Raw genomic sequence first — 18,344 nt, 5'->3', positions numbered from 1 at the left:
GTTTAGCGGCGATAGGTCGGGGCTTTGGTCGCCAGCGTCGCATCCTTGACCGACTCGCGCCACAAGAGATAGAGGCCAGACCCCACAATAAGCGCGATTCCAATCCAAGCGGTCGCATCGGGCCAAGTTCCAAAGACCGTCACCCCCCACATGATCGCCATCGGCATGGCGACATATTCAAAGGGCGCGGCAAAGGCGGCCTCGGACAACCGATAGGCCTGAGAGATGAAAAGACCGCCCAGCATGCCAGACATCCCCAGCATGATCAGGATCGGCCAATCCCCCGGATCAGGCCAGATCCAAGCGCGGAACAGGAATTCGAGCGAGGGATGTCCCATCCCGGCAAAACGCCCGTCGCCAAGGCCAAGCCCGATCAGGCTGCTTGCGACCACAAAGGTGAGTTGAATGTAGAAGGCCATAGTTGGCGCGCTTTCGGTGCCGCCGATTTTGCGCGCGAGGATATGCATGACGGCATACAGAAACGCCGCCGCAACCGGCAAGAGCGAGGCGATTTGAAACGCCGCCGTGCCCGGTTTGACGATCACCAGCACACCGAGAAACCCCACGGCAATGGCCGCCCATCGCCGGGCGCCGACGGTCTCTTGCAGGAACAGCACCGAAAACACCGTGATCACCAGTGGCGAGACAAAAAACACCGCCACTGCATCCGCTATCGGCATCGCCGCCAGCCCGAGAAAGAGGCAGGTGTTGGCGCTGACCACGCAGAGACCGCGGAGCAGATGCATCCGCGGGCGACGCGTGCGCATAAGGGTGAGTCCGCCCGCGAAGGGCATGATGAACACCGTAAAGGCACTGATCCCGATCATGGCCCGGATGAACACCACCTGATGCAGCGCATAGCTGTCCGACAGGAACTTAATCCCCACATCGTTGAGCGAAAAACACAGCACCGCCGCAAGCGCATAGGCGGCGCCAATGAGGTTGGAACGCTGAACGGTGATGGCGGTGGTCATGGGGGTCCACGGTAGTTGTCTTTAACCGAACATGAGACGCGGGGCCACCGAATGTAAACCCCTGCGGTAAGGCTTGGGGGGAGAAGGGGGAGTAGTTGTGAAAGAAAGGAAGGGGTATGAGATTGGCAGGTTTGAGCCCAAACCTCCTACAAACCGATGAGTTCTACACAGTTTAGTTCGTAGAACAAATATGCCCGAGAAACAGCAAGCATCATGCCAAAACAGCCGGACACAATTGCGAATGCAGTCTTGACGTACTTCCTCAAGGCGAAGGTGATGGCCGATGAAACAAAGAAGATGAACCAGCTTTTCCAGTTAAGGTAGGGGGAGCGTAAACACTCATCATAAATCATTGTTCGTCGGCTCGGTTCAAACCTAGCTTGCCCAAGGCAAGCCAGCGTCCATCAAAAGACAAACGGTCGCTTCGGCCCGGCCTGCACCCCTTCATCCGTCCGCTTGTTTGGCCGCACGCACCGCGCGTTCCAGAGCGTCGAGAAACCGCGAGCGGTCGGCCTTGGTAAAGCCCTTGCCGCCGCCCTGACGGAACGGATCGGCGGCGCGCAGATCGGCCATGAGATCGCGCGTGGCCAGCACATTGCCGATATTGGCGCGGGTCAGCGCCTCGCCATTGTGTTTGAGCACCTGCGCCCCCGCCTCGACGCATTTCGCGGCCAGCGGGATATCCCCGGTGATCACCACATCCCCCGGCCCCGCGCGCTCGGCGATCCACATATCCGCCACGTCGGGGCCATCGGGCACGATCACCGTCTCGACCAGCGAATTGCGCGAGGGGCGCAGACCGCCGTTCGAGACCACGAACATCCGCAGCCCATGGCGCGTGCCCACCCGCTCAACCTCGTCCTTGACCGGGCAGGCATCGGCATCGACGTAAATGGGCATGGGGCGGTCCTTTGTCTGTTGAGCGGCATGTGTTGCGCATAAATGCGTAGGCTACGCCGGATTGTCGAGCCATGCGCGAATTTCTGCGCTGTGCTGACCGCGTGAGGGTGGCGGCGCGACGTTGCGGTGCTGACCGTCGAAACGCGGGGCAGGTGCGGGGCTAAGGCAGTCCCCGTCCCGGTGCCAAATGCCGCGCGCTGCCATGTGCGGATCGAGGGCCGCCTGATCTGGGCGCAGCACCGGCGCGACACAGGCCTCTGACCCGGCAAAGAGTTCTGCCCAATGCGCCAGCGGTTTTGCGGCAAAGAGCGCCGCCAGTGCGCCTGCCTGATCAGGCCAGAGCGCGCGGTCGTGCTGCGCGGTAAACCGCGGATCGTCGGAGAGGTTCAGGCGTGACAGGAATTCCGCGTAAAACTGTGGCTCAAGGCATTGAACCGACAGCCACCCCCCACAGGCGCAGCCATAGATGCGGCTCCAATGTGCTCCGTCCAAGAGGCTCTGACCGCGCGTCATGCTGAGATTGCCGGTGGGCATCATCGACATCAGGAGCGCCATCATATGCGCCGAGCCATCGACAATTGCCGCATCGACCACCGTCCCCTGCCCGGTACGCGTGGCGCGGATCAACCCCGCCAGCATCCCTGCCACCAGATAGAGCGCACCACCCCCCACGTCACCCACGAGTGTCGCCGGGGTTTGTGGTACGGTGCCCGGCACACCAGCATACCAGAGCGCCCCAGAGGTGGCGATATAGTTGAGATCATGGCCCGCCTCCTGCGCGCGTGGCCCGTCTTGTCCCCAGCCAGTCATGCGCCCATAGACAAGGCGTGGATTGGCGGCGTGCATCGCCTCGGGGCCAAGGCCCAGCCGTTCCATAACACCGGGGCGAAACCCTTCAATCAAGCCATCTGCGCGCGCGACAAGCGCGCGGGCGGTTGCCAGATCGGCCGAGTTCTTGAGATCAAGCAGGATCGACCGTTTCCCTCGATCCAGTAGATTGTGTTCTCCTGCGACTGGATTGCCCGGGCCGTGACGGTGAATGACGATCACCTCGACCCCCATTTCAGCCAGCATCATCGCAGCAAAAGGCGCCGGCCCAAGCCCTTCGAATTCAACCACGCGCAGCCCTGAAAGCATCCTCACCTCTCTTTCCTTTTGGCGCAGGGTATGCGCGGCGCGGCTCGAAGGCCAGACAACTCCAACAGGTCCGACCTTCTGGTCTCTTGGCGGGAACTGAGCGCTGCGCTAGGCTGTGCCGAACACAAAACGGGAGGGGACGAACAGATGCAGATGAGTGACTCGCGCGACATCAAGGCGGATCGGGCAACGGTCTGGGCGGCTCTGCTTAGCCCAGAGGTGCTAAAGGAGTGCGTTCCGGGCGCGCAAGAGGTGACCGGCACTCCCGAAGACGGCTTTGAGGCTACCGTCGTGCAAAAAGTCGGGCCGGTGAAGGCTACCTTCAAGGGTATGGTCAGGGTGTCAAACATCGTCGAAATGCAGAGCCTCACCCTGACAGGCGAAGGTAAGGGGGGGGCCGCAGGCTATGCCAAGGGTGGAGCAAATGTGCGGCTTGAGGATAGCGAGACAGGCACGCGGCTTAGCTACGAGGTTGAGGCCAGTGTCGGCGGTAAGCTAGCGCAACTGGGCAGCAGGCTGGTGGATGGTTTCGCCAAGAAGATGGCAGATCAGTTCTTTGCCCGACTGGAAGAGGTGCTGGAAGGGCCATCCGAAGATGATCCAGAGCCTGAGGCAGAGAAAAAGGGCTGGCTCAAACGCTTGATCAGCTAAAGCAATCTCGTTGGGGCCAATGAGGTTTTCTGGGCCTGAAAGTGTGTCAATGCGAACCTATGCAGCGTTTCTATGCACCATAGAAATGCTGTATTTTCGATCACTTCGTCACTAACAGGTTGCGAGACACTGCACTGCGGTCGTTTTCTGCAATTAGCCGTGCAATACGTTGACCGATCTTGCGGCTGGCCTTGAACGATGGATGGATCAGGTCAATGGCATGATAGGAACGGTCACCATTTGGTACCATATCAGCCAGCGGCAAGAAATGCACGCCACGGTCCAGCCTCGCCAAGAGCGCCACGCGACGATCCATTTCAGCGCCTTCATCGGTGCAATGTTCTACAGGCGAGGTGACGCCGGGTGTGCGGAGATAGCCCACATAAATCACCTGTGCTCCGCTTTGACGCAGCCGTGATACAAACCCGGGGATCACGCCGCGCCGCCCGTCGCTGGAGATTAAACGATCCAATTTGCGTTCGCACTGCATGCAGCCACAGCCAAACCAGAGATCGTTGCCGCCGCCATTCAGTACCGCCCAGTCCCAATTATCCTGTCTGTACTGCTTGGTGATGTTGAGGCCAAGTGCGCCAGTGATTGGCAAGCGGTACAGAAATCGCGCCCCAGCCACAGACATATCCGTAACCCGCACCCCCAATTCCCGCTCGACCGATGCCGATACAGACCGCCCCGCCAACTTGTGCATTGCCAAAAGCGAATCGCCCATAACCAATATTTTTGGCTCTGCGCGCGCATCGGTCGGCCCCATCGCCAACGCGCAAACCAACAGGCTCAGGCTGAAAATGAATCTTAGCATCCTGTCGTCCTTGCGTTCCTCAGGCTTGCCACCATAGCTGACATTTACTCTAACAGCATGTAGTGAAACTATGAACAAACTCACAAAAACAGACTGTTTTCTGAATGGCGACGCCGCGCATTAGTGCACAGATGCCTATGCTGCGATGCGTATTGCGCTCTGATGCGGGAGGCTTAGGTTTGGCTCAGCAACAAGGGGATTGATATGGCGGCTATCGTCACAGTTGACGGTCTGACCAAGACTTACAAAGGTGGTTTCACCGCACTCGACAATGTCTCTCTCAGCATCGAAGAGGGTGAGATTTTGGCACTGCTCGGCCCCAATGGAGCGGGCAAGACTACGTTGATTTCCACACTCTGCGGCATCACGACACCCACGAGTGGCTATGCCACAGTTGGCGGGCATGATATCCTCACCGGATATCGCGCGGCGCGGGCAATGATCGGCCTTGTGCCACAAGAGATCGCGCTGGAACCGTTTGAAAAGGTAATCAACACGGTGCGTTTCTCGCGTGGCCTCTTTGGGAAGCCGCGCAACGAGGCGCTGATCGAGCGGATTCTTCGACAACTCTCACTGTGGGATAAGCGCGGCAACCGCATTCGCGAGCTGTCCGGGGGCATGAAACGCCGGGTTCTGATCGCCAAAGCGCTCTGTCATGAGCCGCGCGTTCTGTTCCTCGACGAGCCGACGGCGGGAGTCGATGTCGAGTTGCGCCGCGATATGTGGGAGGTGGTGCGCGCCCTCAAGGAAAGCGGCGTCACCATTATTCTCACGACGCATTATTTGGAAGAAGCCGAGGCGATGGCTGACCGCATCGCAGTGATCAATAAAGGAGAGGTCCTGTTGATCGAAGACAAGGCTGCGCTGATGCGTCGGATGGGCCGCAAATCACTGCGTATCGACCTTGTGGTTCCCATCGACGCAGTGCCTGCGAGCCTTGGAAAATATGAGTTGGAGCGCGCCGAGGGTGGACAGTCACTCATCTACCATTACCAGACGCGGGCCGAGGGTACAGGCATCACACGGCTCTTGCAGGCGCTTTCCGCTGAGGGGCTCTCGGTGCGGGACATCGAAACACGTCAGAGCAGTCTCGAAGAAATTTTTGTGGACCTTGTAAGAGAGGGTGCGGCATGAACCTCCAAGCAATCAGAGCCATCTATATATACGAGATGAAACGATTTTTCCGGACCATTCTGGAGAGCTTGCTGTCGCCGGTGATTTCGACCACGCTCTATTTCGTGGTCTTTGGTGCGGCAATTGGCGGCCGTATCCAAGAGGTTGAGGGCGTGAGCTATGCCGCTTTCATCGTCCCCGGTCTTATCATGCTCAGCGTGATGACGCAGGCGATTTCCAATGCCTCTTTCGGTATCTATTTTCCAAAGTTCATCGGCACGATATTCGAACTGCTTTCCGCCCCGGTGAATTTCTTCGAAATCGTTCTGGGTTATGTCGGGGCGGCGGCAACCAAAGCGTTGATGATCGGGGTGGTGATCCTGATCACCGCCAGCATCTTTGTCGATCTCGATATTCAGCATCCGGTGATCATGGTGGTGTTTTTGTTGTTGATCTCCGTTTCTTTTGCTCTTTTCGGATTCATCATCGGGATTTGGGCTGAGAACTTTCAGCAACTACAACTCATCCCGCTTTTGGTGATCACACCTTTGGTCTTCCTCGGGGGGGCGTTCTATTCGGTCTCAATGCTGCCGCAAGCGTGGCAGGTGGTTACGCTCTTCAATCCGGTGGTCTATCTCATCTCAGGCTTTCGCTGGGCCTTCTTTGGGGTGGCGGATGTAGGTATCGGCTATAGCTTGCTGGCGGTGGGGGTGTTCTTTGGCCTGTGCCTCGCGGCGGTCTGGCTGATCTTCAAGACTGGATACCGGATCAAATCCTGAGCGTGTTGCGTGATTTTTTCACGCGAGACGACGGGAAATGCCGAAGGCAGGGCGATCAGATGCCTAGCCTGCCTTGTTTGTCTTGGCTGCGCACTCTACATCGGGCTGCATGAGACAACTGATCCCATTCTTGAAACGTAAGCCAACTGTTGCGGTCATTCGTCTTGCGGGCATGATCGGATCCGGGGCGCGTGCGCCCCTGAGCGATGAGGCCATTGGGCCGGTGATAGAAAAGGCATTCACGCGCGGCAAACCAGTGGCGGTTGCGCTCGTGATCAACTCCCCCGGGGGATCGCCTGTGCAATCCTCGCTCATTGCCGCCCGCATCCGGCGATTGGCAGATGACAAGGGCATTCCGGTGCATGCCTTTGTCGAGGATGTGGCGGCCTCGGGCGGCTATTGGCTGGCTGTGGCGGCGGATGATATCTGGGTTGATGCCTCGTCGGTTCTGGGGTCCATCGGAGTAATTTCTGCGGGCTTTGGCGCGAATGAGTTCCTGATCCGGCAGGGGATTGAGCGGCGCATTTACACGGCTGGCAAATCCAAGAGCACGCTTGATCCGTTCATGCCTGAAAAGCCCGAGGATGTGACCCGCCTCAAGGGGATTTTGGAGCAAATCCATGACGCCTTTATCGTGCATGTGAAATCCCGGCGAGGGAGCAAACTCATGGATGATCCCGATCTCTTTACGGGTGAGTTTTGGCTGGGGGGGCGCAGCGTGGAGTTGGGCCTTGCGGATGGCATCGGCCACCTTGTGCCAAAGCTCAAGGATATTTACGGCGACAAGGTTCGCTTTGCCAAATATGGCCGCAAACGCGGGCTCTTTCAGCGCTTTGGCGCAATAATCGCTCAGGATGCTCTGTCATCGGTCGAGGAGCGGGCGTGCTTTGCCCGGTTTGGTCTCTGATTTGGTAGTCAAGATTGTCATACTCTTTCTGGTGGCCATGGGCGTTTTGGCCATGTTCGGGCGCCTGCGCTTTCCGGGTCAAAACCGCCTCAGTCAGGCTAAATGCCGTAAATGCGGTCGCTACCGTATCGGTAAGGGCCCCTGTTCTTGCGAAAAGGGTAAGTTGAAATGATGCCTTGGCTCTTGTCGGCGCTTGGGCTTTTGATCCTGTTGCTGGCCGGGGATGCTCTGGTCAAAGGTGCCGTGAACCTTAGCTTGCGGATGGGCATTCCGGCGCTGATCGTTAGCCTTACGGTGGTGGCCTTTGGTACCTCCGCACCTGAATTGCTGATCTCGGTGAATGCGGTGCTCGATAACAAGCCGGGATTGGCGCTTGGCAATGTTGTGGGCTCGAATACCGCAAATATCCTGTTGGTATTGGGTATCCCGGCCATTCTATCGGTCCTGCATACCAGCGGTTGCCGCTGTTCCAAGTCCTATATTCAGATGCTGGCAGCCTCTTTGCTTTTTATCCTGCTCGCCTTTCGCGGTACGTTTGACTGGATTGCAGGGCTGGTCTTGTTGATTGCACTGGTGCTTATGCTGGCGGATGCGTTTCGCGATACACTGGCGCATCGGCGGGACGCCGGAAACGCTTCGATGTCAGCAAGCGACGACATAGAGGATCTGGAAGGGGCCGATCCGTCTATGCCGTGGTGGCAGATCATTACCTTTCTCGTTCTCGGTCTGGTTGGTCTGCCGCTTGGCGCTGATATTCTTGTTGATAACGCCTCAATCATTGCCGAGCGCTACGGGGTGAGCGAGGCGGTGATCGGGCTGACGCTGGTTGCGGTTGGCACTTCGCTGCCCGAGTTGGCGACCACCGTGATGGCAGCCCTGCGCAAACAGGCGGATGTGGCACTCGGCAACGTGATCGGCTCCAACATGTTCAATCTGTTGGGAATAATTGGTGTAGCCGCATTGGTCGGAAACATCCCGGTTGATCCGCAATTCCTGCAATTTGACCTCTGGGTAATGCTGGGTGCATCCGTGCTGATTGTTCCCTTCGTCTTCTTCAAGTTTGACATCAACCGTTTCTGGGGTATCGCCTTGACGGCGACCTATGTGGGTTATGTCTCGATCATCCTGATATGATTGGAGAAACAGCATGACACGGGCTTTGGTTACGGGAGCAGGCAGGCGGTTGGGTCGCGCAATGGCGCTGGAGCTGGCGCGCCAAGGTCACGATATTGCCTTGCATTTTGCGTCTTCCGGTGACGAGGCCGAAGCGGTGGCTGCGGAAATCCGTGCCATGGGTCGGAATGTTGTGATGCTTAAGGCTGATCTTCTGGATGAGGCGCAGGTGACGCCACTTGTGGCCAAGGCCGCAGAGGCGCTTGATGGCCCTCTGACAACGCTGATCAACAACGCTTCGATTTTCGACTATGACAGTATCGAGAGCGCTACACGCCAGAGCTGGGATCGGCATATAGAAAGCAATCTGCGCGCGCCTTTCGTTCTGACGCAAGAAATTGCGCGGCAAGTGCCTGCGCCTATATTGGACGAAAATGGCGAGCCTGTCGCGCAGGGACTGGTCATCAACATGATTGACCAGCGTGTGCGCAAACTGACGCCAGAATTTATGACCTATACAATTGCCAAGATGGGCCTGTGGGCGTTTACCCAAACAGCCGCGCAGGCTCTTGCTCCACGCGTGCGCGTCAATGCTATCGGGCCGGGCCCCACGCTACAGGGTCATCGTCAGAGCGACAGCCATTTCCAGAACCAACGCAAGGCCACGGTTCTGCAACGCGGCGCCAATTCTCAGGACATCACTGCGGCGCTTGGGTACTTTCTCAATGCCCCCGGTGTGACGGGGCAGTTGCTCTGTGTGGATGGCGGCCAGCACCTCGGCTGGCAGACCCCCGATGTCTTGGGTTTGGAATAGCACGCGCCCTCGCCGCAAAGTTTTGCACTGGCCGTCTTGCCGTTACGTAAGTGTTACAAAATCGTTAGTGTTTTCAATATTTTGCAGTGGCCGCATATTTTTTATCACTATAATCAATAACTTGAGAAATTGCCTAAAATATAGGCAATCCGACGAAGCCCGCCTGATTCAAGGAAAAATTCCAGTTCCCGGAAACTTATCTTCAGACTTATCCACAGGAATCGTGGACAGCTTCCCTCTTGCTCTTGGGGTCGTATCATTGCAGCACTCGTTGGGAATCATATCTGAGGTACGATGACGGACAGCGATCCCAACTTCACTCCGAAAACCGGACATGAGGTCATTCGTGACTACCTGCGCACGCTGGACACATCGCCGGGCGTCTACCGTATGCTGGATGCGCAGGCGCGGGTTCTCTATGTGGGCAAGGCGCGAAATCTTCGTGCGCGCGTGTCGAGCTATGCACGTCCTACCGGGCATACGGGACGCATTGCGCGGATGATCTCGGAAACTGCCTCGATGATGTTTCTGACCACCGCGACCGAGACAGAGGCGCTTTTGCTGGAGCAGAACCTCATCAAGCAACTCAAGCCGCGCTACAATGTGTTGTTGCGCGACGACAAGAGCTTTCCGAACATCCTCGTGACCGGGCATGATTTCCCGATGATCAAGAAACACCGGGGTGCCAAGCGCGAGAAAGGCGCCTATTACGGCCCTTTTGCCAGTGCGGGCGCCGTCAACCGGACTCTGGCGCAGTTGCAGCGGGTGTTTCAGCTCCGCAATTGCACCGATGCCATGTTTGAGAGCCGAACACGCCCCTGCCTGCAACACCAGATCAAGCGCTGCACCGCGCCCTGCGTGGGCAAGATCAGCCGTGCCGAGTATGCGACACAGGTCAGCGATGCCGAGCGCTATCTCTCGGGTCGCTCGACCGAGATTCAGGAGAAGCTGGCGGCGCAAATGGCCGAAGCATCAGAGGCGATGGAATTCGAGCGCGCCGCAGCCCTGCGCGACAGGATCAAGGCCATGACGCAGGTGCAGACCGCCCAAGGCATAAACCCCCGTACCGTGGACGAGGCGGATGTGATTGCGCTGCATTTGGAGAACGGGCAGGCCTGTGTGCAAGTGTTCTTTATCCGTGGCGGGCAGAATTGGGGCAATCAGGATTTCTATCCCCGTGTCGGGGTGGATGTCGAAGAGGCCGAGGCGCTGGAGGCCTTTATCGGTCAGTTCTATGATAGCAAAGATCCACCCCGCAGCCTGCTCTTGTCGCATCCGATCGAAAATAGCGATCTGATGCAGCAGGCGCTGAGCGACAAGCTGGGGCGCAAGGTGACACTGAGCGTACCCCTGCGCGGAGAGAAGGCGGAACTGATCGACGCCGCGATGCGCAATGCCCGTGAGAGTCTGGCACGCAAGATGGCCGAGACCGCCACGCAGGGAAAATTGCTGCGTGGCCTGGCGGAGGCGTTTGATCTGCCGGGGCCGCCGCAACGGATTGAGGTTTATGACAACAGCCATATTCAGGGAACCGATGCCGTCGGCGCGATGATCGTCGCGGGGCCCGAGGGCATGATGAAAAACCAGTATCGCAAGTTCAATATCCGGGGTGAGGACCTAACCCCGGGCGATGATTTCGGCATGATGAAAGAGGTCCTGACCCGCCGGTTCAAACGCCTCTTGAAGGAAGACCCTGACCGCAGTGCCGGGCAATGGCCAGACCTCTTGTTGATCGACGGCGGCGCGGGGCAGGTAAGCGCCGTCGCCGGTATCATGCGCGAGATGGGGGTCGAGGATCTCCCGATGGTTGGCGTGGCCAAGGGTGTGGACCGCGACCACGGGAAGGAGGAGTTCCACCGTGTCGGCAAGCGCCCCATGGCGCTGCGCCATAACGATCCGGTGCTCTATTTCGTGCAGCGTCTGCGCGACGAGGCACATCGGTTTGCCATTGGCACGCATCGCGCCAAACGCGCCAAGGCGGTGGGGGCCACGCCGCTGGATGAGGTGCCGGGAATTGGGGCCGCGCGCAAACGTGCGCTCTTGGCGCATTTCGGCAGCGCCAAGGCGGTGAGCCGCGCCAATCTCGCGGATTTGCGCGCAGTCGAGGGGGTGTCGGATGCTATGGCGCAGAAACTCTACGATTTCTTCCACGAACGCGGTTAGGCGGGCCCGGGGCGCACAGGGTTGACAGAGTTCTCAAAAATATGAATATGAAGTCAGTTTCATTTTGAGTCGCCAATGCCTACGCACCTCGATCAAGCCAGCTATCCACAGTTTCTCGCCGTGCAGGTCGAGGGGGAGGCCAAGGGCGTCCGCACCGCGCAGGCGCTCCGCATTGCGGCCTGCACCCTGTTGGAACGCGCCGCGCTTCAGGATCTGACCATCGCGGCCATCTGCAAGGACGCAGGCGTCGCGAATGGAACCTTTTATCTCTATTTTCCGGACCAGACGCATCTTCTTGACGATCTGTTGCAAGGGTTCGCGGCCTTTCTTCAGGCAGGCATGATCCGTGCCAGTCGGTCCAGCCCTGAGCGCAGCATGCGTCCCGCGACCGAGGCCTATGCCCGTCTCTTCGAGGCCAATCGCGGACTGATGAAATGTCTCATTCACCATCTCGACGCCTTTCCGGCAGCACGTGCGGCGTTTCACCGACTCAACCGAGAGTGGATCGAAACCGTGGTTGCCGCCACCCGCCGCAGGTTGGCGCGGGACGGGTGTGATACGCTCAGTGATGCCGAGTTGACCCGCCGCGCCTATGCGTTGGGCGGCATGACAGATCAGTATTTTTCCAGTCTCTATCTCTCGGGTGAGCCGGGGCTGGTTGATGTCTCTGCCGATCGCGGGTCGGTGATCGCCACACTTACAGCCATTTGGGAACGAGGATTGCAGCCATGAGCCTGCTTGACCAAGCCGAATTTGCCAAGCCCGAACGCCTGCGCGCGCATCAAGCCGCCGCTTGGGCGGTGCAGAGTGATCATGTCGCGCGACACTCGGCTTTCTACCGCGAACTGTGGCAGGGGGGCATGCCTCCGGCCGATCTGCGCGATCTGGCAGAATTGCCCTTGTCCGACAAGGCGCAGTTGCGGATTTCGCAGGCGGACCACCCGCCGTTTGGCAATTACATGGCCGCATCCCGGCGTGACGCCGTGCGCCTGCACCGCACCTCGGGCACCACCGGGCAGGCGATGAATCTGGCGCTCTCTGCTCGTGATTGCGCGGTGACAGAGGCGGTTGGTGGGCGCTGCCAAACTGCTGCAGGCCTCACGCCCGAGGATACCGTTGTGCATTGTCTTAACTATCAGATGTGGATGGGTGGCTTGACCGATCACATGACCTTGCAGGCCACGGGCGCCTTGGTGGTGCCGTTTGGCGTAGGGTCCACCGAACTGCTCGTGCGCACGATTCAGGAGGTGGGGATCACTGCGATTTCCTGCACGCCCTCTTATCCGGCGGTGCTGGAGCGGGTGATTGCCCAGAAGTTTCCGGGGCTGAAACCTCGCGATCTGGGGCTGCGTCTGGGGCTCTTTGGGGGCGAGGCAGGTTTGGATGACCCGGCCTTTCGTGCGCGACTCAAGGATATTTGGGGGATGGAGCCGCGCAACGCCAATTACGGAGTCTCTGACGTATTCTGCAATTTTGCGGCGCAATGTGAAGACGATACGCGGCTGCATTACATGGCTGCCGATGTGCTCTATCCCGAGTTGATCGACCCTGAAACCGGTGTGCCGGTGCCGCTGGAGGCGGGGCAGACAGGCGAGTTGGTGCTGACGCATCTGCTGCGCGACTGTCAGCCGCTGGTGCGGTTTCGCAGCGGAGATATCATTGCCGTGGATGACACCGCGCCATGTTCCTGCGGGCGCACCGGGTTTCGGTTCCGGGTGGTGGGGCGGTCGGATGATATGGTTGTGGTGCGCGGCCTCAATCTTTTTCCCACTATGGTTGCTGCGGTGATTAATGAGTTTGCCGCCTTGTCAGGGGATTACCGGATCACGCTGGACAGCCCGCCGCCCTATGACGCGCTGCCGGTGACGGTGGAACTGGCCAAGGGGCGCGCTGCTTCGGAGGGATTGGCCGAGACGGTTGCAGCCGCGATCAAGGCCAAACTGGGCGCAACAGCGCGGGTCAAGGTGGTGCCGCATGGCACGTTCCCCCTGACCGAGGGCAAGACGAAACGTGTGGCGAGGGAATATAAATGACTGATTTCAAATATGAAACCGTCCTGAGTGAGATCGTCGAAGACGGTGTGCGCTGTATCACCCTTAATCGTCCCGATCGTCTGAACGCGATGAACCGTGGCCTGATTGATGATGTGGCGCGCGCTTTTGAAGATGCAAATGCCGATCAAAAGACCCGTGCGATCATTTTTACCGGGGCAGGCAAGGCGTTTTGTGCGGGGGATGATCGGCGCGAGCATGTGCATCCGACCTGCGAAGAAGAGGCCCGAGATCTGGTTCTGGCGATCCAGCGTTCAACCTATGCCATTGTTTTAAATCATAAACCTGTGGTCGGCGCGATCAATGGCTGGGCTGTAGGAGGGGGGTTCGAGTGGGCGATCAATTGCGATTTCCCGATTTGGGGCGAATCGGCACGCGGATTCTTTCCTGAAGTGTCGCTTAACCTCTTTGTTACCGGAGGGGTCAGCAGCCTGTTGCCGGTCTTGGTGGGGCTTAACACGGCGCGCGAAATGCTGTTTCTGGGCGAGCGCTATGATGCGACGCAATTGCAGGCGATGGGGGTGGCATGGAAAACCGTTTCCGATCCAGAGCTTATGGGCACGGCACGGAGTACGGCGCGCCGTCTCGCCGATCTGCCGCCGCTCTCGGTGCGGGCGATGAAGCGGGTTTTGAACGCCACCGCGTTAACCGATCTGCGCCGCGCCATGGATTTGGAAACCGAGGCCACGATCGCGGGATTCATGGACCCTGAAACCACCCGAAGGCTAAAGGATTTCTAGGCATCAACGGCGCTTTCCCTTCGCTCTTTGACAGGGTAGAACTATGCCATGACGTGGACCTTGCCCAATATACTGACCACGCTCCGCCTGCTGGCCGCCCCGGCAGTTGCGGTGATGTTCCTATATTTTACAAGACCATACGCCGACTGGTTCGCCTTGGTTTTATTCGTCAGCGCGGCAATTACCGATTGGTTCGATGGCTATCTGGCGCGCAGTTGGAAGCAGGTGAGCAAGTTGGGCACGATGCTGGACCCAATTGCCGACAAGGCGATGGTGGTGATCGCGCTTATGGTGATTGTCGGTTATTCGAGCATGTCGCCTTGGCTGGTGCTGCCAGCGACGGTGATTCTCTTTCGCGAAGTTTTTGTGTCTGGATTGCGAGAATTTTTGGGGGACACCGCCGGCACGTTGAAGGTGACGCAACTGGCCAAATGGAAAACCACGGCGCAAATGATTGCAATTGCAGTATTATTTGCCCAAGGGGTGTTTGAACACTACTTTGGAATGTCGGTATTTGGTATGGATAACCAACTGGTTTTGTCCATTCTTGAGGGGCGTGAGGATGATGTTCACGGGTTGGCGTGGAAATACGCTGGCATGGTCTGGGCTGGGCATGTGGGCATCTGGCTGTTGTGGCTCGCAGCGGCGCTGACCCTTGTGACAGGGTTTGATTATCTAAACAAATCAATCCCTTATCTAAAGGATGATGGATGATGGATGTGCTATATTTTGCTTGGGTGCGAGAGCGGATTGGTCTGCCGAAAGAGCGGATCGACATCGCGCCTGACACGGTCATGGATCTGGTTAACCAATTGCGGGCGCGCGAGGAGCGCTATGAGGCGGCTTTCGCCGATCTGAGTGCCCTGCGCGTGGCCGTGGATCAGGAATTGAGCGATTTTGACGCGTCGCTCTCTGGTGCGCGTGAAGTGGCATTTTTCCCGCCGATGACAGGGGGTTAACCCATGGATATCCGGGTGCAGGAGGCCGCGTTTGACCTCGGCGCAGAGGCCAATGCCTTTGTTGGTAAACAGGCCGGTATGGGGGCGGTCGTCACGTTCACCGGCATCGTGCGCGATCTCGACGGGACGCGCCTGACCTCGATGGAAATCGAGCATTATCCCGGAATGACGCAAAAGGCGCTTGAAACGATTGCCGAAGAGGCGGCAAGCCGTTGGAATCTCGGGGATATTCTGATTATTCACCGCTACGGTGCGCTGCGTCCAGATGAGGTGATCATGATGGTCGCCACCGCCGCGCGTCACCGCGCGGATGCATTCCAAGCTGCTGAATTTCTAATGGATTTTCTAAAATCGCGCGCACCTTTCTGGAAGAAGGAAGTCACGGACGCAGGCACCGATTGGGTCGCGGCGCGTGATGAGGATGAGGACGCGCTGACGCGGTGGTGAATTGTGTACAAAGCGTCCAATGTGTACGCGGTTTGTGTACGCATCCCGCCTGATGCGCGGTTTCCCTTGCGCAAGGCGAAATTCCAGAGATGATCAGGCCCGCAAGACCACCCAAGTGAGAGCGGCAGATGAGCCTGATACTTGACGAATATGTCGCCACCCTCACCCCCAAGGCGCGCGGGCGGATCAGGGGGCTGGCCAAGCTGATGATCACCGACCATGGCAGCGTCATGTTGAGCGAAGATGGGGCCCGCGCCGGGGACGAGGCGGCGGATGTGGTGCTGAGCGCCAGCGACGCGGTGTTTCGCAATATCCTGTCGGGCGAGCAGAACCCGATCATGGCCTATATGTCGGGCAAGCTGAAGGTCGAGGGCAACGTGCAACGTGCGCTCAAGGTCAGCGCGATCCTGACGGAGAATGTCTAAGACCCGTCAGGGCGCCGGGGCCTTGTGACGTCAAAAGCGGCAGTGCCGATCCGGCCCGCCGCTTTGATCCTTGATGCAAAGTCCAGAGCAGACTTACTTGCAGCGCTTTTCGGCCTCTTCCACCGCAGCGGTATACCCCAAGAGCGAGAATGTATCCTTGGTCACCGTGCCACGCCCGGACCGGGCGGACAGCACTGCGTCAGCGCCCCGCTTCATGGCTTCGAGAACCTTGGCGTCATCCTCGGTGCTGGCAGGCCACGCCCATTCGCCCTCGGTGAAAAGCTCGAACTGGGTGCCGCCTATGTTGAGGTTGACGGTAGACCCGCCAGCAAAGGGATAGCCGCCGGTAAAGGTGATCTGTCCCTGCACGCCCGCGCCGGGGCGAAAGAATGTCATCAACAGTATGTCGCCGCGCCGCACGGCGACCACACGCCCGTCCTTGGTGTTGACCGACTCTGTGGGGGCGGATACGGCCCAGCATTCGCGCGGATCGCTGTCCTCAAACACGCTCCAGGCTGTGCTTGTTGCCACCTGATTGGTGCTCGTGCTCTGCGCGTGAGCTGCGGGTGTGACCAGCATAGCCAGTGCGATGGCCATGCTGCCTGCAATTCGTGATACCATGTGTCCAGCCTCCAAGCTGTCCTGAGCCTCAAATTTATCGGTCGCCAGCCACCCTTTACGGGAATATTTTTATATGCGACCAGTCCTATCTCGACATTGCAATATTAGCCTCAAACACGCGAGAAGTGAAAGACGCAATTGGCGGATTTTCGCACATCCCGCTTGTAACCCCGATCTGCCGGAGCAAACCAATGACCCATGCTATTCCCCTGACTGAAATCTGGCGCGGCCCCTTGGCTGAGAGCGTACATCTAGGACATGCGGTGATTTGCGACGCGGGCGGCGGCATTGTTCAGGCTTGGGGGGATCCGTCCACGATCATCTTGCCGCGCAGTTCCTCGAAGATGATTCAGGCCCTGCCGCTGGTCACCAGCGGTGCGGCGGATGCGCATGGCCTGACGACAGAGCAACTGGCGCTGGCCTGCGCCTCGCATAATGGCGCGGCGATCCACACCACCCGCGTCAATCGCTGGCTTGCCGATCTGGGGCTGACGGATGACGATTTTCGATGTGGGCCGCAAGACCCGGATGACAAGGTGGCGCATAAGGCGCTGCTGTGTTCGGACACATCGCCCTGTCAGGTGCACAACAACTGTTCGGGAAAGCATGCGGGATTTCTGACGCTGAACCGGCACCTGAAGGGGAGCGCCGAGTATATCGACCCTCAGCATCCGGTTCAAAAGGCGGTGCTGGAGGCGTTTGAAACAGTGACCAATGAGACATCGCCGTTTTTCGGGATCGACGGGTGTTCGGCCCCCAATCATGCCTCGAGCCTGCATGGGATGGCGCGGGCGATGGCGTGGTTCGCCGGGGCATCGGAGGGCGGCGATGTGTCTGAGCGCGCTGCTGTGCGGCTCTGGCAGGCAATGATCGCGCATCCCGATCTGGTGGCGGGCGAGGGGCGCGCCTGTACCGAGCTGATGCGTGCCTGCAAGGAACCTGTGGCGCTCAAGACCGGGGCCGAGGCGTTCTTTATCGCCATTCTGCCGACCCGCAAGATGGGTATCGCGCTCAAGATCACGGATGGCGGCACGCGCGGGGCGGAATGTGCGATTGCGGCGCTCTTGGTCAAGCTGGGCGTGCTGGATGCGGATCACCCGGCCACGCGCAAATTCATGAACGCGCCAATTCTGAACCGGCGCGGGATCGAGATCGGTATGATCCGGCCCGCTGCCGCTCTCGTCTGATCCGGCGGGGGCGGTTTCGCGGATCGGCGGAGTTCCACCTATGCGCGATTGCTGGCCCTGTCGGCGCTGCACCGCCCAAACTGTCGCCGTGCATGCGCGGCCTCTCGCCCGGCCTCTGCGGGCGGCGTAGGTCCGCGCATCCCGCCCCCCGACTCTGGCTGGTTTTCGCGCTTTTTGACGGGATTTCATGTGGGCCCATTACATTGCGGCAGAGAGGTCTCATGTTTCTCTCACAGCGGCACACCCGTGCCCCTGAACATGAGAGAAGGAAGACCCAAATGACCAAGGAATTCTTTGCAGCCAGCCTTGCAATTGCCATGAGCCTGCCCGCTGTGGCGCGGGCCGGGGAGTTTTCGGCAATGGATGCGGATGGCGATGGTTACGTGACCATGTCCGAGTTCCAGCAGGCGATGCCTGAGGCGACAGCGGAAATCTTTACCGCGGCTGATGCCAATGCCGATGGTGCGCTGACCGATGAAGAGGTGGCCGCCGCGCAGGACGCGGGCGTCTTGCCCGCAAAGGAAGGGTGATCGGAGCCTAAGCGCC

22 protein-coding genes are annotated in these 18,344 nt (G+C 58.9%); 17 read left to right on the top strand and 5 right to left on the bottom strand.

Annotated features, from left to right (window positions below; translation table 11 throughout):
• Window positions 1-2 precede the first annotated feature (2 nt).
• The 3 genes from ACN0SW_RS04505 to ACN0SW_RS04495 form a co-directional block, all read right to left on the bottom strand.
• On the bottom strand, window positions 3-974 hold the full coding sequence (locus ACN0SW_RS04505) for a DMT family transporter (RefSeq protein WP_417726715.1): 972 nt from the start codon (window positions 972-974) through the stop codon (window positions 3-5).
• 444 nt (window positions 975-1,418) lie between these two features.
• Window positions 1,419-1,874: a YaiI/YqxD family protein gene (locus ACN0SW_RS04500; RefSeq protein ID WP_417726714.1), complete on the bottom strand. Its 456-nt coding sequence runs from the start codon at window positions 1,872-1,874 to the stop codon at window positions 1,419-1,421.
• Between the two features lie 51 nt (window positions 1,875-1,925).
• Window positions 1,926-3,011, bottom strand: a complete 1,086-nt coding sequence (locus ACN0SW_RS04495) for a CaiB/BaiF CoA transferase family protein (protein ID WP_417726917.1) — start codon at window positions 3,009-3,011, stop codon at window positions 1,926-1,928.
• A 147-nt stretch (window positions 3,012-3,158) separates the two neighbouring features.
• Between ACN0SW_RS04495 and ACN0SW_RS04490 the strand changes: the two genes are divergently transcribed.
• Window positions 3,159-3,662, top strand: coding sequence for a CoxG family protein (locus ACN0SW_RS04490; protein ID WP_417726713.1), 504 nt, complete (start codon window positions 3,159-3,161; stop codon window positions 3,660-3,662).
• 100 nt (window positions 3,663-3,762) lie between these two features.
• Here ACN0SW_RS04490 and ACN0SW_RS04485 read toward each other — a convergent pair whose 3' ends face one another.
• Window positions 3,763-4,479 carry an SGNH/GDSL hydrolase family protein gene (locus tag ACN0SW_RS04485; RefSeq protein ID WP_417726712.1) on the bottom strand — a complete coding sequence of 239 codons (717 nt, stop codon included), beginning with the start codon at window positions 4,477-4,479 and terminating at the stop codon, window positions 3,763-3,765.
• A gap of 204 nt (window positions 4,480-4,683) precedes the next feature.
• Here ACN0SW_RS04485 and ACN0SW_RS04480 point away from each other — a divergent pair, with 204 nt between their 5' ends.
• The 14 genes from ACN0SW_RS04480 to ACN0SW_RS04415 all read left to right on the top strand — a co-directional run bounded on the left by ACN0SW_RS04480 (window position 4,684) and on the right by ACN0SW_RS04415 (window position 15,990).
• Window positions 4,684-5,613, top strand: coding sequence for an ATP-binding cassette domain-containing protein (locus ACN0SW_RS04480; RefSeq protein WP_417726711.1), 930 nt, complete (start codon window positions 4,684-4,686; stop codon window positions 5,611-5,613).
• The gene (locus tag ACN0SW_RS04475) at window positions 5,610-6,371 is read left to right on the top strand and encodes an ABC transporter permease (protein WP_417726710.1); all 762 of its coding nucleotides are present in this window, start codon (window positions 5,610-5,612) and stop codon (window positions 6,369-6,371) included. Before ACN0SW_RS04480 ends, ACN0SW_RS04475 begins: the two co-directional genes overlap by 4 nt.
• A gap of 109 nt (window positions 6,372-6,480) precedes the next feature.
• Window positions 6,481-7,278 (top strand): S49 family peptidase, encoded by a 798-nt coding sequence (locus ACN0SW_RS04470; protein WP_417726709.1) that lies wholly within the window; start codon window positions 6,481-6,483, stop codon window positions 7,276-7,278.
• A complete protein-coding gene (locus ACN0SW_RS04465; RefSeq protein ID WP_417726708.1) occupies window positions 7,259-7,450 on the top strand; it encodes a hypothetical protein in 192 nt (63 codons plus the stop codon). Before ACN0SW_RS04470 ends, ACN0SW_RS04465 begins: the two co-directional genes overlap by 20 nt.
• On the top strand, window positions 7,447-8,412 hold the full coding sequence (locus ACN0SW_RS04460; RefSeq protein WP_417726707.1) for a calcium/sodium antiporter: 966 nt from the start codon (window positions 7,447-7,449) through the stop codon (window positions 8,410-8,412). Before ACN0SW_RS04465 ends, ACN0SW_RS04460 begins: the two co-directional genes overlap by 4 nt.
• 13 nt (window positions 8,413-8,425) lie before the next feature.
• Complete coding sequence (locus ACN0SW_RS04455) at window positions 8,426-9,205, top strand: SDR family oxidoreductase (protein ID WP_417726706.1); 780 nt, start codon at window positions 8,426-8,428, stop codon at window positions 9,203-9,205.
• Between the two features lie 294 nt (window positions 9,206-9,499).
• Window positions 9,500-11,368: an excinuclease ABC subunit UvrC gene (gene uvrC, locus ACN0SW_RS04450; protein ID WP_417726705.1), complete on the top strand. Its 1,869-nt coding sequence runs from the start codon at window positions 9,500-9,502 to the stop codon at window positions 11,366-11,368.
• A gap of 75 nt (window positions 11,369-11,443) precedes the next feature.
• A complete protein-coding gene (locus ACN0SW_RS04445) occupies window positions 11,444-12,100 on the top strand; it encodes a TetR/AcrR family transcriptional regulator (RefSeq protein WP_417726704.1) in 657 nt (218 codons plus the stop codon).
• A complete protein-coding gene (locus tag ACN0SW_RS04440) occupies window positions 12,097-13,401 on the top strand; it encodes a phenylacetate--CoA ligase family protein (RefSeq protein WP_417726703.1) in 1,305 nt (434 codons plus the stop codon). The genes ACN0SW_RS04445 and ACN0SW_RS04440 overlap by 4 nt, the downstream gene beginning before the upstream one ends.
• Window positions 13,398-14,159 carry an enoyl-CoA hydratase/isomerase family protein gene (locus ACN0SW_RS04435; RefSeq protein ID WP_417726702.1) on the top strand — a complete coding sequence of 254 codons (762 nt, stop codon included), beginning with the start codon at window positions 13,398-13,400 and terminating at the stop codon, window positions 14,157-14,159. The genes ACN0SW_RS04440 and ACN0SW_RS04435 overlap by 4 nt, the downstream gene beginning before the upstream one ends.
• A 48-nt stretch (window positions 14,160-14,207) precedes the next feature.
• The gene (pgsA, locus tag ACN0SW_RS04430; RefSeq protein ID WP_417726701.1) at window positions 14,208-14,873 is read left to right on the top strand and encodes a CDP-diacylglycerol--glycerol-3-phosphate 3-phosphatidyltransferase; all 666 of its coding nucleotides are present in this window, start codon (window positions 14,208-14,210) and stop codon (window positions 14,871-14,873) included.
• Window positions 14,870-15,118, top strand: coding sequence for a molybdopterin converting factor subunit 1 (gene moaD / locus ACN0SW_RS04425; RefSeq protein WP_417726700.1), 249 nt, complete (start codon window positions 14,870-14,872; stop codon window positions 15,116-15,118). Before pgsA ends, moaD begins: the two co-directional genes overlap by 4 nt.
• A gap of 3 nt (window positions 15,119-15,121) precedes the next feature.
• The gene (locus ACN0SW_RS04420; protein ID WP_417726699.1) at window positions 15,122-15,565 is read left to right on the top strand and encodes a molybdenum cofactor biosynthesis protein MoaE; all 444 of its coding nucleotides are present in this window, start codon (window positions 15,122-15,124) and stop codon (window positions 15,563-15,565) included.
• Between the two features lie 128 nt (window positions 15,566-15,693).
• Entirely contained in the window at window positions 15,694-15,990 is a 297-nt protein-coding gene (locus ACN0SW_RS04415) for an SCP2 sterol-binding domain-containing protein (protein ID WP_417726698.1), read from the top strand.
• Between the two features lie 93 nt (window positions 15,991-16,083).
• On the opposite strand, the gene ACN0SW_RS04410 is transcribed toward ACN0SW_RS04415, so the two are convergent.
• Window positions 16,084-16,587: a hypothetical protein gene (locus ACN0SW_RS04410; RefSeq protein ID WP_417726916.1), complete on the bottom strand. Its 504-nt coding sequence runs from the start codon at window positions 16,585-16,587 to the stop codon at window positions 16,084-16,086.
• A gap of 215 nt (window positions 16,588-16,802) precedes the next feature.
• On the opposite strand from ACN0SW_RS04410, the gene ACN0SW_RS04405 reads away from it, so the two are divergent.
• The gene (locus tag ACN0SW_RS04405) at window positions 16,803-17,798 is read left to right on the top strand and encodes an asparaginase (protein WP_417726697.1); all 996 of its coding nucleotides are present in this window, start codon (window positions 16,803-16,805) and stop codon (window positions 17,796-17,798) included.
• A 278-nt stretch (window positions 17,799-18,076) separates the two neighbouring features.
• Window positions 18,077-18,328 (top strand): EF-hand domain-containing protein, encoded by a 252-nt coding sequence (locus tag ACN0SW_RS04400; protein WP_417726696.1) that lies wholly within the window; start codon window positions 18,077-18,079, stop codon window positions 18,326-18,328.
• Window positions 18,329-18,344: the final 16 nt, after the last annotated feature.

Origin of the sequence: Roseovarius sp. (assembly GCF_048262375.1) — a bacterium.
GTDB lineage: Bacteria > Pseudomonadota > Alphaproteobacteria > Rhodobacterales > Rhodobacteraceae > Roseovarius.
The sequence above is the reverse complement of the archived record's forward strand: the minus strand, read 5'-3'. Positions and strand labels throughout refer to the sequence as shown.